Annotated in this window: 24 protein-coding genes; 5 read left to right on the forward strand and 19 right to left on the reverse strand. The window is 44.0% G+C overall.

Going from position 1 to position 26,302, the window contains the following annotated elements:
* Window positions 1–12: 12 nt before the first annotated feature.
* The 4 genes from bioD to bioB are packed head-to-tail and all read right to left on the reverse strand — an operon-like array spanning window position 13 to window position 3,683.
* Entirely contained in the window at window positions 13–693 is a 681-nt protein-coding gene (bioD, locus tag HC752_RS13305) for a dethiobiotin synthase (protein ID WP_190335659.1), read from the reverse strand.
* Entirely contained in the window at window positions 687–1,493 is an 807-nt protein-coding gene (gene bioC / locus HC752_RS13310) for a malonyl-ACP O-methyltransferase BioC (RefSeq protein WP_190335660.1), read from the reverse strand. The genes bioD and bioC overlap by 7 nt, the downstream gene beginning before the upstream one ends.
* Window positions 1,490–2,644, reverse strand: coding sequence for an 8-amino-7-oxononanoate synthase (bioF, locus tag HC752_RS13315; protein ID WP_190335777.1), 1,155 nt, complete (start codon window positions 2,642–2,644; stop codon window positions 1,490–1,492). The genes bioC and bioF overlap by 4 nt, the downstream gene beginning before the upstream one ends.
* Window positions 2,631–3,683 carry a biotin synthase BioB gene (gene bioB, locus HC752_RS13320; RefSeq protein WP_190335661.1) on the reverse strand — a complete coding sequence of 351 codons (1,053 nt, stop codon included), beginning with the start codon at window positions 3,681–3,683 and terminating at the stop codon, window positions 2,631–2,633. Before bioB ends, bioF begins: the two co-directional genes overlap by 14 nt.
* Window positions 3,684–3,820: 137 nt before the next feature.
* Here bioB and bioA point away from each other — a divergent pair, with 137 nt between their 5' ends.
* Window positions 3,821–5,098, forward strand: a complete 1,278-nt coding sequence (gene bioA, locus HC752_RS13325) for an adenosylmethionine--8-amino-7-oxononanoate transaminase (protein ID WP_190335662.1) — start codon at window positions 3,821–3,823, stop codon at window positions 5,096–5,098.
* A gap of 96 nt (window positions 5,099–5,194) precedes the next feature.
* On the opposite strand, the gene serS is transcribed toward bioA, so the two are convergent.
* The 5 genes from serS to lrp all read right to left on the reverse strand — a co-directional run bounded on the left by serS (window position 5,195) and on the right by lrp (window position 12,214).
* Complete coding sequence (gene serS / locus HC752_RS13330; protein WP_190335663.1) at window positions 5,195–6,502, reverse strand: serine--tRNA ligase; 1,308 nt, start codon at window positions 6,500–6,502, stop codon at window positions 5,195–5,197.
* A 91-nt stretch (window positions 6,503–6,593) separates the two neighbouring features.
* Window positions 6,594–7,940 carry a replication-associated recombination protein A gene (locus HC752_RS13335; protein ID WP_190335664.1) on the reverse strand — a complete coding sequence of 449 codons (1,347 nt, stop codon included), beginning with the start codon at window positions 7,938–7,940 and terminating at the stop codon, window positions 6,594–6,596.
* Window positions 7,940–8,545, reverse strand: a complete 606-nt coding sequence (gene lolA / locus HC752_RS13340) for an outer membrane lipoprotein chaperone LolA (RefSeq protein ID WP_190335665.1) — start codon at window positions 8,543–8,545, stop codon at window positions 7,940–7,942. The genes HC752_RS13335 and lolA overlap by 1 nt, the downstream gene beginning before the upstream one ends.
* Before the next feature lie 62 nt (window positions 8,546–8,607).
* Window positions 8,608–11,487 carry a DNA translocase FtsK gene (locus HC752_RS13345; protein ID WP_190335666.1) on the reverse strand — a complete coding sequence of 960 codons (2,880 nt, stop codon included), beginning with the start codon at window positions 11,485–11,487 and terminating at the stop codon, window positions 8,608–8,610.
* 232 nt (window positions 11,488–11,719) lie between these two features.
* Window positions 11,720–12,214 (reverse strand): leucine-responsive transcriptional regulator Lrp, encoded by a 495-nt coding sequence (gene lrp, locus HC752_RS13350; protein ID WP_004406045.1) that lies wholly within the window; start codon window positions 12,212–12,214, stop codon window positions 11,720–11,722.
* Between the two features lie 155 nt (window positions 12,215–12,369).
* Between lrp and ald the strand changes: the two genes are divergently transcribed.
* Complete coding sequence (gene ald / locus HC752_RS13355; RefSeq protein ID WP_190335667.1) at window positions 12,370–13,494, forward strand: alanine dehydrogenase; 1,125 nt, start codon at window positions 12,370–12,372, stop codon at window positions 13,492–13,494.
* Between the two features lie 10 nt (window positions 13,495–13,504).
* On the opposite strand, the gene HC752_RS13360 is transcribed toward ald, so the two are convergent.
* Both HC752_RS13360 and cysB read right to left on the reverse strand, forming a co-directional pair.
* Window positions 13,505–14,734 (reverse strand): methyltransferase, encoded by a 1,230-nt coding sequence (locus HC752_RS13360; RefSeq protein ID WP_190335668.1) that lies wholly within the window; start codon window positions 14,732–14,734, stop codon window positions 13,505–13,507.
* A gap of 55 nt (window positions 14,735–14,789) precedes the next feature.
* Window positions 14,790–15,764: an HTH-type transcriptional regulator CysB gene (cysB, locus tag HC752_RS13365; protein WP_190335669.1), complete on the reverse strand. Its 975-nt coding sequence runs from the start codon at window positions 15,762–15,764 to the stop codon at window positions 14,790–14,792.
* Between the two features lie 340 nt (window positions 15,765–16,104).
* Between cysB and HC752_RS13370 the strand changes: the two genes are divergently transcribed.
* Together HC752_RS13370 and miaE are read left to right on the forward strand one after the other, a co-directional pair.
* Window positions 16,105–16,869, forward strand: a complete 765-nt coding sequence (locus HC752_RS13370; RefSeq protein WP_190335670.1) for a DNA repair protein — start codon at window positions 16,105–16,107, stop codon at window positions 16,867–16,869.
* A 66-nt stretch (window positions 16,870–16,935) separates the two neighbouring features.
* Window positions 16,936–17,712: a tRNA isopentenyl-2-thiomethyl-A-37 hydroxylase MiaE gene (miaE, locus tag HC752_RS13375; RefSeq protein ID WP_190335671.1), complete on the forward strand. Its 777-nt coding sequence runs from the start codon at window positions 16,936–16,938 to the stop codon at window positions 17,710–17,712.
* A gap of 155 nt (window positions 17,713–17,867) precedes the next feature.
* Here miaE and pyrF read toward each other — a convergent pair whose 3' ends face one another.
* From pyrF to sohB, 7 genes are all read right to left on the reverse strand, one after another.
* Window positions 17,868–18,563: an orotidine-5'-phosphate decarboxylase gene (pyrF, locus tag HC752_RS13380; RefSeq protein ID WP_190335672.1), complete on the reverse strand. Its 696-nt coding sequence runs from the start codon at window positions 18,561–18,563 to the stop codon at window positions 17,868–17,870.
* 74 nt (window positions 18,564–18,637) lie between these two features.
* On the reverse strand, window positions 18,638–19,807 hold the full coding sequence (gene lapB / locus HC752_RS13385) for a lipopolysaccharide assembly protein LapB (RefSeq protein ID WP_190335673.1): 1,170 nt from the start codon (window positions 19,805–19,807) through the stop codon (window positions 18,638–18,640).
* 11 nt (window positions 19,808–19,818) lie between these two features.
* Window positions 19,819–20,091 carry a lipopolysaccharide assembly protein LapA domain-containing protein gene (locus HC752_RS13390; protein WP_190335674.1) on the reverse strand — a complete coding sequence of 91 codons (273 nt, stop codon included), beginning with the start codon at window positions 20,089–20,091 and terminating at the stop codon, window positions 19,819–19,821.
* A gap of 148 nt (window positions 20,092–20,239) precedes the next feature.
* Window positions 20,240–20,536 (reverse strand): integration host factor subunit beta, encoded by a 297-nt coding sequence (gene ihfB / locus HC752_RS13395; protein ID WP_190335675.1) that lies wholly within the window; start codon window positions 20,534–20,536, stop codon window positions 20,240–20,242.
* A 66-nt stretch (window positions 20,537–20,602) separates the two neighbouring features.
* Window positions 20,603–22,273, reverse strand: a complete 1,671-nt coding sequence (gene rpsA / locus HC752_RS13400; RefSeq protein WP_190335676.1) for a 30S ribosomal protein S1 — start codon at window positions 22,271–22,273, stop codon at window positions 20,603–20,605.
* 109 nt (window positions 22,274–22,382) lie between these two features.
* The gene (cmk, locus tag HC752_RS13405) at window positions 22,383–23,060 is read right to left on the reverse strand and encodes a (d)CMP kinase (protein ID WP_190335677.1); all 678 of its coding nucleotides are present in this window, start codon (window positions 23,058–23,060) and stop codon (window positions 22,383–22,385) included.
* A 214-nt stretch (window positions 23,061–23,274) separates the two neighbouring features.
* Entirely contained in the window at window positions 23,275–24,336 is a 1,062-nt protein-coding gene (gene sohB, locus HC752_RS13410) for a protease SohB (protein WP_190335678.1), read from the reverse strand.
* Window positions 24,337–24,479: 143 nt separating this feature from the next.
* Between sohB and HC752_RS13415 the strand changes: the two genes are divergently transcribed.
* On the forward strand, window positions 24,480–25,223 hold the full coding sequence (locus HC752_RS13415; protein ID WP_190335679.1) for a YciK family oxidoreductase: 744 nt from the start codon (window positions 24,480–24,482) through the stop codon (window positions 25,221–25,223).
* Between the two features lie 70 nt (window positions 25,224–25,293).
* On the opposite strand, the gene HC752_RS13420 is transcribed toward HC752_RS13415, so the two are convergent.
* Window positions 25,294–26,232, reverse strand: a complete 939-nt coding sequence (locus tag HC752_RS13420) for a chemotaxis protein CheV (protein WP_190335680.1) — start codon at window positions 26,230–26,232, stop codon at window positions 25,294–25,296.
* Window positions 26,233–26,302 lie beyond the last annotated feature (70 nt).

Here is a 26,302-nt window from a genome sequence, read left to right on the forward strand (position 1 = left end):
GCAGCCGTTTTTTTATTCAATTAAAGGTGATATATCAATGTACTTACCTATGTTTCTTCGCTTAGGTCTAGGAATATAGGGGATTTCTCCGAGCTTTGGTGCTGGTAGTTTGTCTTCCAGCATCTTAATGATGTCAGCGTAATGCTCAGTGCCTGGGTTAATGCGATTGGCAACCCAACCCACCAACTCTAAGCCATCATGCTTGATGACTTCTGCGGTAAGCATGGCATGGCTTAAACAGCCAAGCTTGATACCAACAACCAAAACAACGGGCAGCTTTTCCTGCTGAACCCAAGTAGACAAGCAATCGGAATCCGATACGGGTACACGCCACCCGCCCGCCCCTTCGACCAAAACAACCTCAGCATTTTCTTTATGCTGATTCAGTTTCTGGCTCAGAACACAATAATCAATCTCTATGTTGTCGTGCTTAGCCGCAATATGTGGCGACGCGGGTATATACATTGCGAAAGGATTCACATCGTCATAATCAACACTAACGCTGCAGGCTTCCTGTAAATGCAATGCATCCGAGTTTCTTTTTCCATGTTCGGTAATGTCACAACCAGAAGCGATAGGCTTATAACCGATCGTTGATAATCCTTTCTCATTTAAAGCTTGGAGAATGGCTTTGGAAGCAACCGTTTTTCCCACTTCGGTGTCCGTACCGGCGATAAAAAATGCATTCAGCATGCTGAAATCTCTCCTAAACAAACTTGATACGTTGCAGGTAATTGACCTTGAAGGGCATAGGCGTGTCGGTATGCTTTATCTACACGAATCAGTTTAGATTTAGTGACCAACTCAGCGGAGCGACCTTCTACATGGCTCGCACCTATCCCCTTTAAGTCTTTCATCAGCTCCAGAGCGGAGCGGTATCTCAAAGTGATAGGAAAGGAGTCTATTTGATGAGTACTGCATCCCGCTTGCGCTAACGCAAGTTTTACTTGTTTGCTTGCCAGGAATTCATTGACGTGTTGATATGCATCAACTTTAGACCAGGCGTTCTTTAACTCAAACAACGAACCCTCTAATAAAGTAGAAAAATATGCTTTGCCTCCTCGATTTAACACGCGATGGATTTCTCGAAATGGCAAAGACAAATCATTACACCATTGAAGCGCGAGACTTGAAAAAACGAACTCAAAGCTGGCATCCGCAAACGGCAATGCATCTGCATCCACAAGCTCACATTCAACATCCAATTGTTCACAACGCGATGCGGTCACTCGCAGCATAGCGTCAGACAGATCGGCGGCGATAACTTTTGCTCCTCGCAACGCAAGAAGCTTGGCAAAATACCCCGTCCCGCACCCTAAATCCAGAACCCTCGCTCCGGTAAGATCCAATGGCATTCTTTCTAGAAGATGCCGACCAACCTGACGTTGAAACTCAGCATGTTGATCGTATGTACCAGCAGCACGACTAAACGATTCCGAAATCGCCTTTTTGTCGGCTTGAGAATGAGAGATGAATACTGCTTGCTCTGTCATGTTCGACTCGCTACTACCTGTTTCACTTTACTTGCCATTTCTACTACATCTTTTTTACTGTGATTTGCCGTTAACGTAATTCGAAGTCTTGCTTGCCCGTTAGGAACCGTGGGTGGACGAATTGCCGTTAACCAATAACCCTGTTTTCTAAGCGAATCAGCACATTCAACAGCAGTATTAGAATCACCACAAATCAAAGGCTTGATAGGTGTCTCGGTATGAATAAAGCCAGGAACCTCGGAAAGCACCTCGTCATAAGCGACGGATAGTTCATCCAATTTATCTCTCCGCCATTGCTGTTTTCGCATCATATCGATAGAGTGTATTAAGGCATGCGCTTGAGAAGGTGGCATGGCTGTCGAGTAGACGTGATGCCGTGCAAACTGGGTCAGGTAATCCCCTAACTCGTGATCACACAATACGGCTGCACCCGATAGACCGGCTCCTTTGCCAAACGTCACTACCAAAACATCGGGTTGAACGCCAGCGGCATGACAACTTCCTTGCCCTTCAGCGCCCAAAACTCCGATACCATGAGCATCATCCACCATCAAAGCGTTGTTAGAAGCCGACGCAATCTGGCTCAGTTGAGTAAGTGGAGACGTGTCACCATCCATGCTGAATACGCCTTCCGTCACTATTAATGCGTTCTCTTTGTTCACTAATAAACGTTTGAGATCACCTACATCATTGTGTCTAAAGCGCTTCATTAACGCAGGGCTGTGCATCCCTGCTTCAATCAACGATGCGTGGTTCAACTTGTCTTGAAACAACCAATCGCCTTTCTCAAGCAAAGAATACAAAACGGCTTGGTTGGCACTGAATCCAGAGCTAAACAGTATGGCTCTATCAAAGTTTAACCAACAGCACAATGATTCTTCTAAACAACGATGAGCACGAGAATGCCCCGTCACAAGTGGCGATGCTGCACTCCCCGCACCATAGTGATCCAAGCCGTCTTGCCACGCTTTAATCAGCGATTTATCGGTGGCTAAGCCTAGGTAGTCGTTACTGGAAAAATTGACGTAAGTGTGACCGCCAAGCTGAAACCGAACACGGTTACCACCCGATAACGTCGAGAGGCGGCGAGTTAAGCCATTCTCCTCTCTTTGTTTTAGCTGGTTTCGTATTCTTTGCCTAAACGCTTGCATCATAGAATAAATCGTCTTTAGCGGGCCGAGCAGCAACACGCTCAACAACTCTGTCTAATAATTCATTCTCTTCGATTTCATCGGGTTTCTGACTAACGGTCTGGCTATTGATACCCAATTTCTTAAACAACATCATGTCTTTGTCTTCAGAAGGGTTAGGTGTAGTGAGAAGCTTGCACCCGTAAAAGACAGAATTGGCTCCCGCCATAAAGCAAAGTGCTTGCATCTGTTCGTTCATATTTTCACGACCAGCCGATAAGCGAACAGCGGACTTTGGCATCATAATACGGGCAATCGCAATGAGGCGAATGAAGTCAAATGGATCAACGTCGTCCACACTTTCTAGTGGCGTTCCTTTCACTTTAACCAACATGTTGATCGGAACGCTTTCAGGGTGAACAGGCAAGTTCGCTAATTCTACGAACAAACCCGCTCGATCATTGACGCTTTCCCCCATACCGATGATACCGCCTGAGCAGATCTTCATGCCTGCATCACGAACGTGAGAAAGCGTATCTAAGCGATCTTGGTAGGTACGCGTCGTAATAATATTGCCGTAAAACTCTGGAGACGTATCGAGATTGTGGTTGTAATAATCCAGCCCTGCGGTTGCCAGCTCGCCTGCTTGATCGGGCGTTAGCATCCCCAGTGTCATACAGGTTTCCAGACCCATGTCTTTCACGCCTTTGATCATTTCTGTCAGATGAGGCATGTCACGATCTTTTGGGTTTTTCCATGCCGCCCCCATACAGAACCGTGTAGAACCTGCATTTTTTGCTTTCTTCGCCGCATCCAATACTCGCTCAACCTCCATCAAACGCTCTTTTTCAACGTCCGTTGTGTATCGAGCACTCTGTGGGCAGTATTTACAATCTTCAGGGCACGCACCTGTTTTTATGGAGAGCAATGTACTGACTTGGACATGGTTGTGCTGTTGGTAATGTCTATGAACCACCTGGGCATCAAACAGCAGGTCCATAAAAGGCTTATCCATAAGGGCTCTGACTTCAGCATGAGTCCAGTTATGACGAACTTCCACGTGCGTATCCTTAATTTTGATTATTGTTAATTGCTACTTGGCTAGTGTACTGACAACCGATAGACTGTCAACATTGCAAAATCACCCATGGTTTACAATTGGTTATTTATTAACCAAAAGGAGCTAAAGAGAACATCATGGATTTAACCTTCGACCGAGAGCACATCTGGCATCCCTACACTTCAACCCTTACACCTCTGACCTGCTATCCCGTGGTATCAGCCTGTGGAGTTAAGATTTACTTAGAAAATGGTCGCGAGCTTATTGATGGGATGTCTTCGTGGTGGTCGGCTATTCATGGGTACAACCACCCTACTCTGAATGAAGCCGCTAAATCGCAAATTGATAAGATGTCTCATGTTATGTTTGGTGGTATGACTCATGAGCCCGCAATAAACCTTTGTAAAAAATTACTGAATCTAGCCCCAAGCAACATGGAGCATGTGTTCTTGGCGGATTCGGGATCGGTTGCGGTCGAGGTGAGCCTAAAAATGGCGTTGCAATACTGGCACGCCAAAGGTCAAAATCGACCCAAGTTTCTGACCCTTCGAAATGGTTACCATGGCGACACCTTTGCTGCGATGTCAGTCACCGATCCCGATAACTCCATGCACAGCTTATATAAAGGGTTCTTGCCTGAGCATTTGTTCGCCGACAACCCAAAAACAGGCTTTTTTGAACCTTGGGACGCCACAGATATCAATGACTTTGAACGGCAACTCAAAACTCATCACAAAGATATTGCAGCGGTTATCCTTGAACCGATAGTGCAAGGAGCGGGAGGAATGAATATTTATCACCCTCGGTTCTTATCGGAGGTGCGTAAACTTTGCGACCAATATGATGTGCTCCTGATTCTAGATGAAATCGCCACGGGGTTTGGCCGGACAGGGAAAATGTTTGCCTGTGAACACGCCGATGTTCTTCCGGATATTCTATGCGTCGGTAAAGCCCTAACAGGGGGCTACATGACCTTGTCTGCCACCCTTACCTCTAAACACGTCGCAGATACAGTTTGTGGTGGGGAAGCCGGTTGCTTTATGCATGGTCCAACCTTTATGGCGAACCCACTCGCTTGTGCGGTTGCAGACGCAAGTTTAGGGCTGCTAGAAGACGGGAGCTGGTCGCGACAGGTTTCGGCGATTGAAGCCCTGTTTTCCGAAAAACTGCCCACTTTAAAACATCACACACGCGTCAAAAATGTTCGATGGTTGGGTGCCATAGGCGTCGTTGAAACTCACGAGAATGTGGACATGGAATCGATTCAAAAACATTTTGTTGACCACGATGTTTGGATCCGCCCTTTTATGAACAGAATCTACCTAATGCCTCCGTACATTAGTGAACCAGAACATATAGAAAAACTGATAGGCGCTATTGCAAGCGCGCTCGATATTGATGCTTGCTTTCAATAATTTGAAAAATAGCCGCGACTCTGAATGATAAGTACAAAAAAGCTGACACAAAGTCAGCTTTTTCACTTTTATACTAGGGTCTTGCTAACTCGCCAATCAACCGATGTGCGTTGCGCCGTTCATGTACTTTTGAAGCACAGTAGGGATGGCAATACGACCATCTGATTGTTGGTTGTTTTCCAAAATAGCAACCATGGTACGACCGACTGCCAAACCTGAACCATTCAATGTATGCACAAGTTCCGGTTTTTTCTCGCCTTTACGACGGAAGCGCGCTTGCATGCGACGCGCTTGGAAATCAGCAGTATTCGAACATGATGAAATCTCGCGGTACGTTTCTTGAGCCGGAACCCACACTTCTAAATCGTAAGTTTTACGAGCACCAAAACCCATGTCTCCTGTACATAGAATCACTTTACGATATGGAAGCTCAAGCAGCTGAAGTACTTTTTCTGCGTGACCTGTCAGCTCTTCTAACGCTGTCATTGAATCTTCTGGCTTGGTGATTTGAACCAACTCAACTTTGTCAAATTGGTGCATACGAATGAGACCACGAGTATCTCTGCCGTAAGAACCGGCTTCTGAACGGAAACACGGCGTGTGCGCCGTCATCTTAATAGGCAAGTCTGCTTCATCTGTAATGGTATCGCGAACCATGTTTGTGACAGGTACTTCTGCCGTAGGGATAAGAGACAATTTGCGAGGCTCTTCATCGTTGACTTTTTCAGTTAACGGTTCGGTATGAAATAGATCTTCACCAAACTTAGGAAGCTGACCAGTACCATATAGGCTGTCGGCGTTCACAAGGTATGGGACGTACATTTCAGAGTAACCATGCTCATCGGTATGAAGATCAAGCATGAATTGCGCAATGGCGCGGTGAAGGCGAGCAAACTGCCCCTTCATCACAATAAAACGTGCACCCGTGATTTTGGTCGCACTCGCGAAGTCTAGACCGCCACTCAACTCACCGAGGTCAACGTGATCTTTTACTTCAAAATCGTAAGTTTTTGGTTCACCCCAGCGAGAAATTTCTACGTTGTCGTTTTCATCTTTCCCATCAGGCACAGAATCATCTGGCAAGTTAGGCACTGAAAGCGTGATGTCTTCCAGTTTAGATTGAACGTCAGCCAGCTCAACTTTCTTAGCATCCAACTCACTACCAAGGTTACCGATCTGTTTTTTAATCTCTTCGGCACCTTCTTTGTCGCCAGCCGCCATTTTCTGACCGATTTGTTTGGAGATGGAATTGCGTGAGGATTGTAAATTTTCGACTTCTACTTGAATGGACTTGCGTTGCTCTTCAAGTTGACGGATTGTTTCTACGTCCAGCTTGAAGCCGCGACGTGCTAATTTTGCAGCTGTTTCATCCAGCTCAGTTCGAAGTAATTTAGAATCCAGCATTGCTAATCCTATGCCTTTTGGTTTGTTTTGAAGACGTAGCAGGCTGTCCTGCTACTGAGAAAATTATCTCGCTAAAGATATCCAAAAAGCGCTACTTTTCATAGCGCTTTTGTGGGCTTTTTGCGTCCAAAGAGGAGAGATAATCTAACTTTTCGCCGATTTTGGTCTCTAAGCCTCGATTTGTTGGAAAATAGTAACGAGTCTCTGCCATTTCAGGAGGGAAATACTGCTCACCTGCCGCGTAAGCACCCGGCTCATTATGTGCGTAACGGTACTCCTCTCCATAACCGAGATCTTTCATCAGACTGGTCGGCGCATTGCGAAGATGGGGTGGGACTTCGTATTCAGGGTGGTTTTGTGCATCTCGCAGAGCTTGTTTCCAAGCGTTATATACCGCGTTGCTTTTAGGCGCACAGGCTAAATACACAATGGCCTGTGCAATGGCTCGCTCACCTTCGGCAGGTCCTACTCTAGAAAAGCAGTCCCAAGCAGATAACGCAACTTGCATTGCTCTTGGGTCGGCATTGCCGATGTCTTCAGAGGCTATGGCAAGTAATCGACGCGCCACATACAGGGGATCGCAGCCTGCATTGATCATCCGTGCTGCCCAATATAATGCGGCATCAGGATTAGAGCCCCGAATGGATTTATGAAGCGCTGAGATCAGGTCATACCAAATATCACCTTTATTATCGAAACGAGCAACCTTTTCCCCTGCCACTTCCGCGAGTAATGGCAAGGTAATTTGCTTTATGTCATCCCTCTCTGTTGCCATATCAAATAACAGCTCAAGATAGTTAAGTGACATTCTGGCATCGCCGTTAACCAGCTCTGATAAACGGTCTAACACGCCCTCTTCGAACTCTGCGGATTCTTTACCTAGCCCTCGTTCTTCATCTGCCAGCGCTTGCTTGAGAACATTAAGAATGTCCTCTTCCTTTAGCGAGGATAATTTGTAAACTCGCGCCCTTGAAAGAAGCGCGTTATTCAGTTCAAAGGAAGGGTTTTCGGTTGTCGCACCGATGAAAGTAACAGTGCCATCTTCAATATGAGGCAAAAATGCATCTTGCTGGCTCTTATTAAAGCGGTGGACTTCATCGACAAACAGAATGGTTTTTCTGCCTGCGACTTTGTTGTCACGGGCTTTCTCAATGGCAATACGGATATCTTTAACGCCAGAGGTCACGGCCGAAACGCGTTCAACTTCCGCATTCGCATAATTAGCTGCGACTTCAGCGAGCGTCGTTTTGCCTGTACCTGGTGGCCCCCATAGGATCATCGAGTGTAAGTGCCCTGCCTCCAAAGCACGACGTAGAGGCTTGCCCTCACCCAAAATATGTTGCTGACCAATGTATTGCTCAACAGTTTCTGGTCGCATACGTGCGGCTAAAGGGCGAAAGTCCTCGTCACCAGAAAAGTCGAGCGAATAGTTACTCATTAATTGCCACGCTCATCATAGACTTCCACACCTTTTGGGGGAGTAAAAGTGAAGCGTTCCTGGGCTGGCGTTTTTATCGTGATCGTATTAAAGGTAAACTGGCTTATTTGCCCATCTTGTTCGACAACCGAAAAGCCTTCTATTTTGCCTTTAGCCGTTACATCGATAATAAATTGCCCTTGCGTGGCATTTTCTGATACTGGCTCAAGCGTAAAGCGGTTATCTTTTTGAGAGACGTGGTAATTATCCCAATCACTTTGTCTATTTCGAGTAAGCAGCACAAATGGGGTTTGCCCTATTGCCTGTTTTTGATTGTAAATGCTCACCTGCTCCAAGAAAGGTTCGTAATACCAAACCACGTCACCATCAGAAATCAATTCAGTTTCATCAGGCTCAATTGTTGACCACCGAAACATACTTGGACGTGCAATGTCTGCTGTACCAGAAACCCGTTGGATCACTTCGCCATCAGGCGCTGTCACAATTTGTGAAAATGAAGCGCTGAATCCTTCTGTTTTACTCAATCGTTCGCTTAGTTCAGATTTAGGTGATGCCGATACCGACATCGATACACTAACCGTCAATAAAATAAGCCATTTCTTCATTTAAAATCTCTTTTGACTGATACCAATAATGAATTGGACAACGTTTTTTTATTTCTGTTTCGTTAATCTTTAATGGGCGGTGGGGCAAGTACCTCTCGGTTGCCATTATGACCAGGAGCGCTCACAATGCCTTGCGCTTCAAGTTGTTCCACAATCCTAGCTGCGCGGTTGTAACCAATCTTGAATCGACGCTGCACCCCCGACACCGAACCACGTCTACTTTCAACCACATGTTCCACCACTTGATCAAACAACGGGTCGACATCTTCATCCGACTCCATGGCTTCACCTGGCAGCAATGTATCTGCCGTCTGCTCACCGTTGGTTATCTCATCAATATACTCCGGTTTACCTCGAGCTTTCCAATCATTCACAACGGCATGAACATCGTCATCGGAAGCAAACGCCCCGTGAACACGAATCGTGTGACTCGACCCCGGAGGAAGGTAAAGCATATCACCCATTCCAAGCAGTGATTCAGCACCACCTTGATCAAGAATGGTTCTTGAGTCCGTTTTCGTTGATACAGTAAAGGCTACACGCGTGGGTATGTTCGCTTTGATTAAGCCGGTGATCACATCAACAGATGGACGCTGAGTGGCTAAAATTAAATGCACACCTGCGGCACGTGCTTTCTGTGCTAGCCGAGCAATCAGTTCTTCAACTTTTTTCCCCACCACCATCATGAGATCCGCAAATTCATCCACAATAACCACGATGTAAGGAAGCTTCTCTAGTAGTGGTGGCAGTTCATCCATGCTGTCACCCGGCTGCCAAAGGGGATCATGGATTGGGTGTCCTGCCTCCGCCGCCATTTTTAGCTTTTCGTTGAACCCTTTGATATTTCTAACACCAAGAGCAGACATGAGCTTGTAACGACGCTCCATTTCCCCCACACACCAGCGCAAAGCATTCGACGCATCTTTCATGTCTGTGACCACTTCCGAAAGCAGGTGCGGAATGCCCTCATAGATCGAAAGCTCCAACATTTTCGGGTCTATCATGATAAATCGAACATCTTCTGGCTTCGATTTATAGAGCATACTTAAAATCATGACATTCACGCCAACAGACTTACCTGAACCTGTTGTACCGGCAACGAGTACATGCGGCATTTTCGCTAAGTCGGCGACAACGGCTTCCCCAGCAATATCCTGACCAAGTACCACTGTTGTTGGAGAAGTGGCATTTTCAAACTGTGGGCTGTTAATCACATCAGACAAATAGACTGTCTGGCGGCTCATATTCGGTAATTCCAATCCAACATAGGGTTTGCCCGGAATCACTTCAACCACGCGTACAGCCATAGCGGAAAGAGAGCGCGCTAAATCCATAGACAAACTGGATATACGGCTTACTTTTACGCCCGGAGCCAAATCCAACTCGAAACGAGTAATAACTGGACCTGGGAAAATATCAACAACCTTTGCCGTAATCTTGTAGTCGGATAGCTTCGATTCAACCAAACGAGCAATCTCTTCCAGAGCGGCTCTATCGATATGATTCTCGCGCTTCTCAGGGTGATACAACAACTCAAGCGTCGGCATGGGAGAAGTAGGCTTGGGTAATGTTTGCTCTTTTTGAACAAGGAATGGGTTTTGGCTTGCAGCAACAGTTTGCTGCGCTTCTGCGACCAGTGATTGAAATGCAGCGATATCAGGGTCACCGTCCATTACTTCTTCAACATCGTCATTAGGAACGGGCTCTAACTCATTCAATTTATCACTAGAATGAAAGGATGCTTCCATTGACGAACGACTTTCTTCCTGTTCAATACGGTTGGATTCGGTGTCAAACTCAGAAATGATTGGGGTACTCTCTTCGATTTCAATATTGTCGAAGTTGATGGTGTCATGTACATCTCGCTCAATCTCTTCGACTTCGGCTGTGTTTTCACTGACATGAATATCGCTTATTGCAACTGCATCAGCACCCTCAGCGTAATCGTTCGCCTGCTCTGCTTGATAAGTCAGTTCTTCGATGGTTGCATTAGGAGAAAGGGTCCGCCCTTCATTTTGTTCATGCACACCCTTCTCGGAGCCAGCAACTGTAGCCATCTGCTCATTGACCGGAAGATCATATGATCCCCCTCTGTGAACCGATTGTGGAAGGTGAATATTGTACCTTGATTCAACGTAACCATCTCCATCGTCCAGCGGTGAGAAAGTCGGTTCACTGTTGTCGACGGGATCTTGGCGCTGACTTTCGGTGTCCAACGTAGGCAATATGGGTTCTGGATGATCGAAATCTTTACGTTCTGGATCTTGTAATGTTGGTTTAATGTGTTCTTCTTTAGATCCACGTAGCAAGTTTATTAGCCAAGCACAGCATGAAATAAACGAGCGACCTATCCATTCCACGATAGATAACCAAGAAATCCCCGTTAGAAGAGTAAAGCCAGCACCCCACAGAAATAGTAAAACCAGCGTTGTGCCAAGAAAGTTAAATGCAGGTAACGCTAGATTAGTGATCACATCACCAATCACACCACCAGATGAGAAATACCAAATATCATCAAAGTTAATATCAGCAAGACCACAACTCGTGATAATAACGATAGTCAGACCAAGGAGACGTGTCCCCCACAACATAAAGTCGATTGGCTCATCTTCTGCCCTTTTGCGAAAGAACACCCAAGTCATCACAGAAATAGCAATTGGAAGGGGATAGGCAATAGAGCCAAAAACAAAGAAAAGACTGTCTGCTACCCAAGCGCCGAATTGACCACCTAGATTTTTTACTTCCCCTCCCCATGCGGTTTGTGACCATGAAGGATCAGCTGGGTCAAAGGAAAGCAAAGCAATAGAAATTAGAATTGCTGTAAGACAACCTAATATGAAGCAGCAATCGCGAAGTCGTTGTAGCCCATTTAATCGATGAGGCAAGGTCTCTTCTTGGGACTTTATGATGGTTTCAACCTTTTCTTTGTTCTCTCTGAACATATACCAACTTTATACTTATTGATTTCAAAAACGCACCGAGCGGCAATAGCCGCTCGGTTTGTTAGATGATTTAACCACATCAAGCCATAAAACCCAATCTCTGTTCGGCTCGCAAACCCGATAAACGGGCAATTTACCAAACAAAATAAGGACAATGGATTAACGTAACTTCTGAAGTTGAATCCAGATCTCAATCGAATTCGCCACTACTCAACAGAAATTACGCTTGCACCTATCGAGTTTTAATAACCAACTGATTGGTCTGCTTAACTTCTTCCATAACCACATATGTGCGGGTATCGTTAACGCCGGGTAAACGCAGAAGCGTGTCACCTAACAATTTACGGTAGGCACTCATGTCTGATACACGGGTTTTTAAAAGATAGTCAAAATCGCCTGAAACTAAGTGACATTCTTGAATGTCATCCAGTTTTTGTACCGCATGATTAAATTGTTCGAACACGTCTGGCGCGCCTCGATTTAACGTAATCTCAACAAATACCAATAGTGATGCATCTAGATACTGAGGATTCAGCAAAGCTGTGTATCCAGTAATGTATCCTTGTCTCTCCAATCGACGCACACGTTCTAGACATGGCGTTGGAGACAACCCCACTCTCTTTGATAACTCAACATTCGAAATACGACCATCTTTCTGAAGTTCGTTAAGAATGTTTCTGTCAATACGATCTAATTCCTTGGACGGCTTCTTGTAGTTATCCACCATTTTTTATCCCACCTTATTACTTCCTTGCAAAAAAATATACTACAACTTTTTAATATTCAGTATCAAATTTTTCAAACACAACTCTATACTAGACATTAATTCGACGGAATTACCCTACACATAGATAATACAACCAAAAATATTGAGGAGTCAGGATGATTATTGGCATACCAAAGGAAATCAAGAACCACGAATACAGAGTGGGAATGATTCCATCTAGTGTGAGAGAACTTATCTCTCACGGTCACCAAGTCATTGTCGAAACGAATGCCGGTAGTGGTATCGGTTTTTCCGATCAAGACTATATTGCCGTAGGTGCATCCATTCTTCCTACTGCTGCTGACGTTTTCGCGAAAGCAGACATGATTGTTAAGGTTAAAGAACCTCAAGCCGTCGAGCGCGCTATGCTGCGTGAGGGGCAAATATTGTTCACATATTTACACCTAGCACCAGATTTTCCACAAACCGAAGAGCTTATCAAGAGCAAAGCTGTCTGCATAGCGTATGAGACTGTAACAGATAATATGGGTCGTCTGCCACTTTTAGCACCAATGTCTGAAGTTGCGGGCCGTATGTCGATTCAGGCAGGCGCTCAAACTCTTGAAAAATCAAAGGGTGGACGCGGTTTACTTTTAGGCGGCGTACCCGGTGTGGAACCAGCAAAAGTCGTGATCGTTGGCGGTGGCGTAGTCGGTTCAAATGCGGCTCGTATGGCGGTAGGTTTGCGTGCAGACGTTACCATTTTGGACCGCAGCATTGACACCCTTCGCGCTCTAGATGAAGAGTTCCAAGGTCGCGCGAAAGTCGTTTATTCTACTGAAGACGCACTTGAAAAGCATGTACTTGAAGCGGATCTCGTGATTGGTGCGGTACTTATTCCGGGTGCAGCAGCACCTAAGTTGATTACGAAAGACCACATCAAACGTATGAAGCCAGGGGCAGCGGTAGTGGATGTGGCCATCGACCAAGGCGGTTGTTTTGAAACATCAAAAGCAACGACACATGCTGAACCAACCTACATCGTTGATGACGTTGTTCACTACTGTGTTGCCAACATGCCTGGTGCCGTAGCGCGAACGTCTACTTTTGCACTAAATAATGCAACATTACCTTATATTATAAAACTGGCGAACAATGGTTACGCGAAAGCACTTCTTGCAGACAAAGGTTTACTTGAAGGGTTGAACGTTATTCACGGTAAAGTCACGTGTAAAGAAGTTGCTGCAAGCTTTGATCTAGAATACATTGAAGCAAAACAAGCAATTGCAATGTTCAACTGAGAACGGTAACTCAACGGCTTTTAAGGGATAAGACTCGCTTACGCGGGTCTTTTTTCGCCTGTATTAATATGTTTCTTGGTGTATCTTCTTCTGAGCAAAACTCACTCACATCTACTGAATACCCGTTTTCTTCGAGGTATAACGCTCGGTCTAAAACCAACCAAAGTTCAAGTGGCCTTTGGAAAACTTGTTGAATCAGACTTAATCTTTCCATCTGCCAAAACCTCTCTTCACCACGCTTATTCCAAAACTTAAAATCTATGGCTCCAAGTTCGAGATTTTTTTTCTTTGCAGCCCATAAACAAAACGCCTCAAAGCCATCCGACAACATCGATTTCTTTATGCTAGGAATGGCTGTATAGGCATTATGACCTTTCTGCGCTTTTAGAAATGAGTCCAACCCAAGCCGAAAACTCATTTCTTCAAATCGATGGCGATGAACTCGCTCACCTCCTGTTACGGTCGCTTGAAGAGGAATTCTTAATTCCATTTTGGTGAGATGCAGATCGCGCTCAATACCTTCCGAAGAAAGAGGAAGGTAACGGTCTGACTGAATAAGGTGGTAGCAGCACGGAGAGATCGAAAGCTCACCTAAACCCACTTCACACCCGCGCTTGATAAGGTTCACATGCAAATCTCCACAGGCATGCAGCGCAACAGCGTGCTGAGTAGGCTTCATTATTCGAGAAGCACTTTTTTCTAGGGCATCGCCTTGGACAAAGCGCATAACCAATCCCTTTTTGTCTGCTAGGGCTTGCCCACTATCACACAACGCTTTCTGCCACTCAAAACTGATGACTGGTGCCTTTGAGCTTGATGTAAGTAACTGCCCTAAAAAGCCTTTACCAGAACACCATTCAAGCCATTCTTCTCCACAGTTGCCTTTAAGGCAAGCATCGCTCATTAGCCGTATCTGGTTTAGCTTTCTTCCCGGTATACCAACTTCAGCCCCCTTCGGGAGTTGTGTGAGTTGAGATGCTGGCAGCCTATTTAGCCTTGAAAGCTTATCTAAGTGAACAACGTCAGGGATAAATGCCGAAATTTCTTGTACCAAGCGAGGAGTATCCGCTTTCAGTTTAATAATTTCTGCTTCAGAAAGAGTATTTAGCCAAGGAGTAAGATTAGGGTACTTTAAATCCCACGGGAAATCAGAGCAATCACTCAGGTGAAATGGTTGAAATCGCCACTCACTATCGTGAGAAGCCAATAATGCACTGATCTTTTGGAAAGTTTGATTCATGATTCCCCCAAGAATCGGGCGATTGTAGGGGGAATCAAAAAAAAGTTAAAGTGGTTTATCTAACAGGCAGCTCGATGTCTTTAAACATCTCTTCAATTTCCAAGTTACTTTTTAGAGAAATGGCTTGTTCGACAACTGGACGAGTCAAATGCGGAGCAAAACGCTCCATGAAGTCATACATGTAAGAACGCAAGAAAGTACCTCGACGGAAACCAATGCTAGTCGTACTCGCACCAAAAATATGGCTCGCGTCAATAGCAACTAAATCTGAGTCAAGCGCTTTGTCAACAGCCATTGAAGCGATGACACCGACACCAATCCCCATGCGAACATAAGTTTTAATCACATCAGCATCTGTCGCAGTAAACACAATGCGAGGTGTGAGACCTGCATTGTTGAACGCCGTATCCAGTTCAGATCGTCCTGTAAACCCAAATACATAGGTAACCAAAGAATACGTAGACAAATCTTCAATGGTGACATGGTCTTTTTTAGCTAGAGGATGACCTTTCGTGACTACAATTGAACGATTCCAATGATAACACGGGAGCATAATGGCATCTTGATACAAGTGCAGCGCCTCAGTCGCAATAGCAAAATTTGCAGTTCCTTTAGCAACCGCTTCCGACATCTGAGAAGGCGTTCCTTGGTGCATATGAAGAGAAACTTTTGGATAACGAGCCGTAAAACCCTTAATGACATCGGGTAAAGCATAACGTGCTTGAGTATGAGTCGTTGAAATATTCAGCGTCCCCATTTCCGGGTGAGTGTGCTCCCCAGCAACAGCTTTGATACTCTCAACCCTTGCCAATATTTCGCTTGAAATACGCACTATATCTTCACCTGCATCAGTAACCTGCGTGAGGTGCTTACCGCTTCGCTCAAATATTTGGATGCCAAGCTCATCTTCTAGCAAACGAACCTGTTTACTAATACCCGGCTGTGAGGTAAACAAGCTTTCTGCCGTCGCTGAAACGTTCAAGTTGTGATTAACAACTTCAACAATGTACTTCAGTTGCTGTAATTTCATTGCTACCCCATATTCCGTCACTCTAAATTCATATACATAAATAACCTCGCATGATTTTAATGTTGAAGTTACTTATGTATATAAGTAATAGTTATAACGCCTTCAGCTAAAAAAAGACAGCAAAAACGCAGATACTTATGTGCGGAGTTTGACTATCAACTATAGTATTAGGTAGGTTTTGCTATAGACCCCGCATAAATTGGGGCGATTTTGATTTTTTCATTAATTTTCCTCGAGGTAAGGATAATAATGAAGTTTGTTGTTATCTCGGGTATAGAAACGTCACAATATCGTGTATCCTCGGGAGTTAACTTTTTGTACGGAACGCAGACTTAAGTTTATGAATATTGGTTTAATAATCGCGCTTGTTGCTATTTTGTTGGTTCTCGTAATTGGTTACAACATAATGCTTCAGTACCGCATGAAAGTAGAGACTGCAAAAAAACAAGAGTCCACGCGGCATCTCGCAGTTATTGATGCGACAGAAGACCTTATTGGGAATGCCCATCATCTCCCATACAGTAAGGAGCTTTTGGTGTGTTTGAACACGCGAATTTTTGACGCGCTTGAAGCTATGTTTGAATTAGATCCCAAAAACAAGCAGCTGAAGTCTCGTGTCGCCAACATGCAATCTCAAATCCAGCAATTAAAAGATAACTATCAAGGTGGTGAAACGGCTTCGTTTAAAGTACCTAGCAGTGACAAGCAAGCCATTATTATGCTGAAGCTTGTAAAACGGTTGCGTGAAACCATTCGAAGTGAGCACAATAAAGGTCGCTTTGAGACTCAGGCTTATGTAGCGGAAAATTCTCGTTTAGAGCAAATCCAGGTTCGCATCAACATCGAAAACGTGATTAAACGGGCGAATGACTCAGTATTGAGAGGGCAAGCTGGTACAGCCAAACAGCTTTTGAAAAAAGGCTTAGATGCGCTCGCATCTAAAAACGATTCGTACTCTAACAAAGCCAAAGAAAAACTTCAGGCGATGCTGGATGATATGGATCAGAAAAGGCAAAGCAAAGAAGCGGAACATGTTAAGGAGCGAGACAAGAAAGAACGTAACGACGACATGGATGCCCTCTTCGGCGAAAAGAAAAAGTGGTAGATGTCCCAAAGACTTGTTTAAATCAGGGGTCGCGATACGCGACCTTTTTTATAATGATGCTACATAATGATTGAAAAAGAAAATATCCAAAAACTCCTTGCCCCTGTCCAATCCTTTCTCCAATGCGAAACACCTCAAGAGTGGGTAGAGGAAGCTAAAAAGCCAAAAAATTTACCAACTGTACTGTTGGACCACTTAATGTGTGAACTTAAAGCCGGTCAGTCAGCGATGTATTTGATTCGGAAATATGCGGTAGATAAAGACAGTGCTCATACTCTTTTAGACTGGTTTAAACCTTATGAGGACTTTGCTTATCGCAAAATAGGCACCATCGAAACACTTCAAGGTAAGAGTAATATATCGAAAGCAATCAAGGCAAAAGCAGACTCACCATACAGCCAAGATCTCATTGATAAAATGGTATTGTTGATAAAAGAAGAACTTCATCACTTCTATCAAGTTCTTGAGATTATGTCAGAACGTGGGATCGCATATCGGAATGAATCGGCTAGCCGCTATGCTAAAGGGCTACTTTCACATATGAAAACTCATGAACCGGAAACGTTGATCGATAAATTGATAATAGGTGCCTACATAGAGGCTCGTTCATGTGAACGATTTGCTAAATTGGCACCACATATGGAAGACGATATCAGCAAGTTTTACGTATCGCTACTACGCTCAGAAGCCCGACACTATCAAGACTACTTATCATTAGCAGAGCAGATAGCGGAAAAAGATATTACAGACAGAGTGATATTTTTTGGCAAAGTAGAAGCCGAATTAATTACAACACCCGATAAAGAGTTTAAGTTTCATAGCGGCATCCCCAATCTCACATAAGCAAGAAGCCCGCCGAATCAGCGGGCTTCTTACTTTTCAACATCAGTATAAACTACTGATTTCGGACTGAGTCTCATATATCCGAATAAGTCTCTCGTTTGAAAACCAAGTGACTGTCTTTGAATCTCGAACCTCAAAGTTGCTTGAATATCACCTTATGCCAAAGATTGATTGATCTCGGCAAGAACGCTCGCTGGGTCAAGCGCTTGAGTAATTGGTCTACCAATAACTAAGTAATCCGATCCTGCGTCAATAGCGTCAACAGGCGTCATTATTCTCTTTTGGTCACCAATGGCGGCACCAGCAGGGCGAATACCAGGGGTCACCAGTTTAAAGTCTTTACCTAACTCAGATTTCAACATTGCGGACTCTTGAGCTGAGCACACCACACCATCTAAACCCGCATTTTTAGTGAGATTAGCCAAGCGAATAACTTGCTCCTGAGGGGTAACATTCAAACCGATTCCTGCCAGATCGGATTGCTCCATACTCGTAAGGACAGTCACACCAATCAGCAATGGACGATTCTTACCGTAAGGCTCCAAGATTTCTCGTGAGGCTATCATCATACGTTCTCCGCCCGCAGCATGGACGTTAACCATCCATACACCCAATTCAGCCGCTGCCCGTACCGCCTTTGAACAAGTGTTTGGGATATCATGGAACTTCAAATCTAGAAATACTGAAAAGCCTCTCTGATGAAGCTCACGAACAAAATTAGGACCAAACAGAGTAAACATCTCTTTGCCGACTTTTAAACGGCACGTACTTGGGTCAATTTTATCAACAAACGCGAATGCATCAGCTTGTTTGTCATAATCAAGTGCTACGATGACTTTCTGGTCGATCACTTTTCTCTCCTACTTATATTTAGTCTGCAAGCAGACAATAAACCATCACTTTCACTCTATGGTCTTCAATTCCGCTATTCACCGTCCAAACCGCGAATCGGTTTAATGGTACCCCAACCTTTGCAAGATGGACAATGCCAATACAAAGAGCGGGTAGAAAAGCCACACTTCCTGCATCGATGATGGGGCTTCACCTTAAGCTGCTCACCAACCATTCCTTGTAATGTTGTTAAGCTGTCTTTTGCCCTTCCATCCTCAGCTTCCTCAAGATGATAATCCATCAATCGATAAAAGCCTTTCATTGTTGGGTTCTTAACAAGCTGCCTCGTTAGTAACGTTTGTGCCGCTGCAACACCGTCATGGTTTGCCACAAGCTGGGCAAGCATAAGCTCTGCAGATACACCGGCTTTTCTCTCAATACAACGTTGCAAAAATGCCAATAATTCGCTTTCTCTATCCAACTTTTGGTAGCACTCAGCAAGCGTAGGCAGAACTTGTCCTACAAAATCGATATCTTGATCGATAACCTGTTCTAGATAGTGGACCGTATTTATATAATCTTCTTGAGCTAGGTATATTTTGCCGAGTGTGATACTCGCCCTAACACAATGCGAGTCTTCTGTGAGTGCTTTCTTGAGGAGGCTAATGGATTTCTTGATATTCCCTCCCCCTTGCTCCTGCATAGCCAATTCACAATAGTAGTGAGCGATATCTTTTTTTATTCGTTTCTTACCCAGCTTAACCAATGCTGAAGCATATTCGATGGCTTTACTCCACTCCCTAGTCTGTTGGAATATGATAACCAATTGATGAAGGGCTGCTTCTCGGTGATCGGGTTCATCCAACAGTTGCATAAATATCTTTTCAGCACGATCAAGAAGGCCTGAAACCATGAAATCCTTCGCAAGCTGCTGTAAAGCGATATTTTTTTGGTCAATGGTCAAACTTGGACGAGAAATGAGATTTTGGTGGATTCGAATAGCTCGATCGACTTCACCGCGCGATCGAAATAGGTTTCCTAAAGCTAAGTGTGTATCAATCGTTTCATCATCGACCTGAAGAAGCTCAATAAAATGGTCTACCGCTTTATCAGATTGATCCGAAAGTAAGAGGTTTAATCCCGTCACGTACTGTCGGGAAATTTGATTAGATTGTTTCTGCTTGTTGAAATTCGCACTACGGTTACCCATGTACCAACCATAGGCAGCGGCAATCGGTAACAACAAGAAGAGAAGTTCAAGCATTCAAGGTTGCCTTAGGCGTTACTTTGTTGCTTCTCTATCGATGGTTGTTTGTTAAGTTGTTTCCTCAACTTACGAATGGTGAGTTTGTACTTTAATTGCAAACTACCAAAGATAAGAGTCGACAGACTAAATCCTAAAACAAACACCAAGCCTAAGAGCAATGAGAGATGAAATTCGCCTTTAGCAAGCAAGTAATTAAATGATACAACCTGCTGATTTTGAGCACCTAATGCTAAGGCGATCAATACAAGAGCAATCACCAAGATTATTTTTATAATTTTCATACATCACTACTCCGGAATAAGCTTAAGGGTTAGATTATGCAGTAAATTGAATTCTCAAACCATCCAGAATCGATGGAATATGAGTAAATTAATTATAAAAAAGCGGCATACGAGATGCATGCCGCTTTTCTATAACACCAAAAGGTGATTAGCCGTGGATATTTACGCGTTCACGTAATTCTTTACCCGGCTTAAAGTGAGGGACATATTTGCCTTCCAGCTCAACTTTTTCACCAGTTTTAGGATTACGCCCCATTCTTGGCTCTCGATAGTGCAGTGAGAAACTACCGAAACCACGGATTTCAATACGATCTCCGCTCTCTAGGGTTGACACCATATGTTCAAGTATATCCTTGACGGCATCTTCTACTTCTTTTGCAGAAAGATGTGTTTGCTGCGCGCAGAGTCTTTCAATTAGTTCAGACTTAGTCATAGTTCCCCTCATTTCAATGGAATCAAAAAGGCACTTATCGAAAAAAAGGGAGCCTAATGGCTCCCCTTAAGCGATGTCTTATTCGCCTTTAGCAGCCTTGAATGCATCAGCCATAGCATTACCGAATCCGCCATCTTCAGGCTTATTCAGTGAAGCCATTGCTTCTTGCTCTTCAGCTTCATCTTTAGCTTTGATAGATAGGTTGATTACGCGGTTCTTACGGTCTACACCTGTGAACTTAGCTTCAACGCTGTCACCAACACTTAAGATTAGAGACGCATCTTCAATACGGTCACGAGACACTTCAGAAGCACGGATGTAACCTTCAACGCCCTCTACAAGTTCAATTGTAGCACCTTTTGCGTCAACTGCAGTTACAGTACCATTTACTAGAGTACCTTTCTTGTTGTCAGCAACGTATGCATTGAACGGGTCATTTTCCATTTGCTTAACGCCAAGAGAAATACGCTCGCGCTCTGCATCTACTGCTAAAACAACTGCAGAGATTTCATCGCCTTTCTTGTATTCACGTACCGCTTCTTCACCTGGAACGTTCCAAGAGATATCAGATAGGTGAACAAGACCATCGATGCCGCCTTCTAGACCGATGAAGATACCAAAGTCAGTGATAGATTTGATCTTACCAGTAACTTTATCGCCTTTAGCTTGAGCTTCAGCGAATGACTGCCATGGATTAGCTTTACATTGCTTAAGACCTAGAGAAATACGACGACGTTCTTCGTCGATCTCAAGAACCATAACCTCAACTTCGTCGCCAACATTAACAACTTTAGATGGGTGGATGTTCTTGTTAGTCCAATCCATTTCAGAAACGTGAACTAGACCTTCAACGCCTTCTTCGATTTCAACGAAGCAACCGTAATCAGTTAGATTAGTCACACGACCAGAAAGCTTGTGACCTTCTGGGTAACGCTTAGCAATTGCTACCCATGGATCTTCGCCTAGTTGCTTAAGACCTAGTGATACACGAGTGCGGTCACGATCAAACTTAAGAACTTTAACTAGGATTTCATCACCAACGTTCACGATCTCAGATGGGTGTTTAACACGTTTCCAAGCCATGTCTGTGATGTGTAGAAGACCGTCAACACCACCAAGATCAACGAATGCACCGTAGTCAGTAAGGTTCTTAACGATACCTTTAACTTCAGTACCTTCTTGAAGAGTCTCAAGAAGCTCGTCACGCTCAACGCTGTTTTCAGATTCGATAACCGCACGACGAGAAACAACAACGTTGTTACGTTTCTGGTCAAGCTTGATTACTTTGAACTCTAGCTCTTTGTTTTCTAGGTGAGCAGTGTCGCGGATAGGACGTACGTCGACCAATGAACCAGGTAGGAAAGCACGGATACCGTTTAGTTCAACAGTGAAACCGCCTTTAACTTTGCCATTGATAATACCAACAACAGTTTCAGCTTCTTCGTATGCTTTTTCAAGTACGATCCAAGCTTCGTGACGCTTCGCTTTCTCACGAGAAAGTTGAGTTTCACCGAAACCATCTTCAACAGCGTCTAGCGCAACATCTACTTCAGTACCTACTTCAACTTCAAGTTCGCCAGCTGCGTTCTTGAATTGCTCAGCAGGGATAGCAGACTCAGACTTAAGACCAGCATCAACAAGAACGAAACCATTCTCGATAGCTACTACAGTACCTTTAACAATGGTACCTTGTTGGAATTCAGTCTCATTTAGAAACTCTTCAAAGAGTTGAGCAAAAGATTCAGTCATTATTTGATCTTCAATAATTAAACGTCCACGGGTATCCTACCTCATGGGGTTGATAAAAATGCCAGTCATCATCCTTGCGACCAACAGTCTTATTGCCTTGATATCGTCATCAAGACAATTTAGATTCAATAAATTCAAGTGCTTGCCCCACCACTTTATCAATAGAAAGCGATGTAGAATCAAGCACTAACGCATCTTCCGCAGGACGCAATGGTGCAACCGCTCGATTACGATCACGGTCGTCTCTGTCTTGGATCTCGCGCAAAAGGTCATCAAATTTAACATCATGCCCCTTTTCTTGCAACTGCTTGTAGCGGCGATTCGCCCTTTCTTCCGCACTTGCGTCTAAAAAGATCTTGGCAATAGCAGACGGAAATACAACTGTGCCTAAATCTCGACCATCACCAACCAAACCAGGTTCTGCCGCGAAAGAACGTTGACGACGCAGCAAAGCTTCTCTGACACGAGGTAAAGCGGCAATTTTTGATGCGGCATCCCCTGTAGTTTCTTTACGAAGTTCTCTTGAAACATCTTCGCCTTCTAGGATGACTTTAACCAGATCACCCTCCGCAATAAACTGCACGTCTAAATGGGTAGCAATAGGAACCAAAGCCTCTTCCGAGCTCGTATCAACACCGTGATGGATCGCTGCGAGAGCCAGTACCCGATATATTGCTCCAGAGTCCAACAAATGAAAGCCTAGTTTTTCCGCCAACAACATACAAAGAGTGCCTTTACCAGCACCGCTTGGACCGTCAACTGTAATGACTGGAGGTTGATGGGACATGTTTTTCTCCGTTTTCGTTTGTAGCAAACACTGTTGTAGAGCATTCACTTTTATCGGCGCGCTATTATACCGAAAGCTATGGTGAATAAAACACAAAAAAGTCCGCTATATTTGGTGTCGGTGTTATACAACTTTCTGTTTACTCAAGAAATTGTAATATCACTGACACCAAACGGACTTCTCTTCTAAACATAAGACCTTGCTAAATTATAGCTCAAAGAATAGGCCTTTGACCTTTCGATACCCACTTCATGATCACGTTATCGACAATGTCTGCACTTGCACCTGTAAGCTTGTCAGATAATTTTCTCTTTTGAACATATTGGATCGCTAAGACTGTCTTATCTTTACACGCTTGCATGACCAAATCGTCGGATGTAGAGATTTCATCTACCAGTCCAAGGTCTTTTGCTTGAGTACCAAACCAATGCTCACCCGTCGCCACTTTCTCTAATTCAAGAGACGGTCTGCGCTCACGAATAAAGTTTTTAAACAAACCATGAGTTTCTTCTAGCTCTTCTTTAAATTTCTCACGAGCTTTATCTGTATTCTCACCAAACATGGTCAAGGTACGTTTATATTCACCAGCAGTCAGCTGCTCATAATCAATATCATGTTTTTTAAGCAACTTATTGAAGTTAGGCAGCTGTGCGATAACACCAATTGATCCCACAACAGCAAATGGTGCAGAAATGATTTTGTCTGCTACACACGCCATCATATACCCGCCACTTGCCGCAACTTTATCGACAGAAATAGTGAGCGGTAGATTCGCTGCTTTTAGTCGGTCGAGCTGAGAAGACGCCAAACCGTAGGCATGCACCATGCCGCCACCAGACTCGAGCTTCACCAACACTTCATCGCCTTCTTGTGCCACTGCGATAATGGCACTGATTTCTTCACGAAGCGCTGTTACTTCTTTCGCGTCAATTGAACCGTTAAAATCGAGTACAAACAAATGCGGTTTTCGATTGGCTTCTAACTCACCCCCCTTTGCCGCTTTTTTAACTTCTTTTTCCCGCGCTTTATCCTTTTCTTTTTGTGTTTTCTTATCCGCTTTATGTTTTGCTTTTAAATAAGCGTCGTCATGCAAATAATGTTCTAACTGTTCAACACTGTGCTCGTATCGTTCAGTAAGGTTGGTCACTTCAAGCTCACCTTTTGAGCCAGCCTGCTTTCCGCTTACTGATTTTACAACCACCAACAAAACCACGGCTGCAGCCAGTAATGTGATGATCTTAGCTAAAAATAATCCGTAATCTAACAAAAATTCCAATGTGATATCCCCAAAAGAATGAATTGGTGTATTGTAACGATCTTGTCACGATTACCAATAGTTAAAACTGAAATACCTTGATGACCTATCCAATGCTTATGAGTCGACAAGGTGGTTAAAGATTCATTAAACAAGGTGAAAATGTGGATTATTCAATCTCAGAGAAAGCCCTAGAAGGAAAAGTAATTTTAGTGACCGGTGCAGGCGCTGGCATAGGGAAGCAAGCCGCATTAAGTTATGCGCAGCATGGTGCTACCGTCATATTACTTGGTCGAACCGTCGCTAAGCTAGAAGAAACATATGATGAAATTGAAGCTTTAGGTGCCCCTCAACCCGCCATTATTCCCCTTGATATGAAAGGCGCTAGCAAACAAAATTATATTGATATGGTCGAAACCATTGAAAGTCAGTTCGGGCGTTTAGATGGGGTTCTACACAATGCCAGTATATTGGGAGTAATCAGTCCATTTGACCAAATTGGTGAAGATACGTATGACGATATTATGCAGGTCAACGTGAAAGCTCAGTTTCTAATGACTCAAGCGGTATTGCCTCTGCTTAAAAAATCTCAGGATGCTCGACTTGTCTTCACCTCTTCAACGGTTGGTCATAATGGACGCGCCTTCTGGGGGACTTACGCCATGTCCAAATTTGCGACTGAAGGAATGATGCAAGTCTTAGCTGATGAGTTAGAAGAAACAAATGTGCGAGTCAATGCTATAAACCCAGGTGCCACTCGAACAGGAATGCGAGCTAAGGCCTACCCAGCCGAAGATACCGAGCGGCTAAAAACACCTTTAGACATTATGCCTTTGTATCTATATTTGATGGCACCAGAAGGTAAAGCGGTAAATGGGCAATGCATCGATGCCCAGCCGAAGAAATAAAGAAAATTTTATAGACAAATTGATACATTCAAAAAGTTCTTAAGTAAAAACCCGGCGACGCCGGGTTTTGTTAAAGAATATCTCTTAGCCTATCTTGAGTGACTTGCACTAATACATCAGGCTGGAATTTAGAAATAAACTTGTTACATCCTACCTTTTCAACCATGGCCTCATTGAAACTTCCGCTCAATGAGGTATTGAGGGTGATGTACAAATCTTTCATTCTAGGATCACTTCTTACTTCATGTGTGAGTTTGTAGCCATCCATCTCAGGCATTTCAGCATCGGTGATCATGAGAAGAAGCTCTCTTGACACATCTTTTCCTTCATCACACCATGACTTTAGAAGAGTCAGTGCTTCTAAGCCGTCGTTACATTCTAAAATCTCCAACCCAAGTTGGCTCAATGTACCTTTTACTTGATTTCTAGCGGTCGACGAATCATCCACAATAAGGATTTTCCTACCTGCCATTTGATGAGATAAATCTTCGTCTAGCACACCTTCCGAAATAGACACATCATAATCAACGATTTCAGCCAGTACCTTTTCAACATCAATAATTTCAACAATACGTTCTTGTTCGTTTTCTACGATATTAGTGATCGCTGTTAAGTAGTTAGCTCGACCTGCTGTTTTTGGTGGGGGCTGAATTTCAGTCCATGCGGTATTAATAATGTTTCTAACCTGACCAACCAAAAAACCTTGAATCGTTCGATTATACTCAGTGATGATCAGGTTTTGCTCTTCTTCATCTTGCATTGGTCTAAAACCAATCGCAGCACGAAGGTCGATGACCGGAAGAGACTCTCCCCGTAATGAAGCAACCCCCGTAATGTAGTGATGAGCGCCAGGTAATTTTGTGAGTGGAGGTAGTTTTAAAACTTCACGGACCTTAAAAACGTTTACAGCAAAAATTTGTGAGCTATTGAGTTGGAACAGTAACAATTCCAAGCGGTTTTCACCAACTAGCTGCGTTCTTTGATCAACGCTACTTAATACTCCAGACATAAGGTTTCTCACTCATTAATCAATAATTACAGAGTACAGCATCAATTACATCTGCGCCATATTATGAACC

The sequence above is a fragment of the Vibrio sp. S9_S30 genome (genome assembly GCF_014694455.1).
Classification (GTDB): Bacteria; Pseudomonadota; Gammaproteobacteria; order Enterobacterales; family Vibrionaceae; genus Vibrio.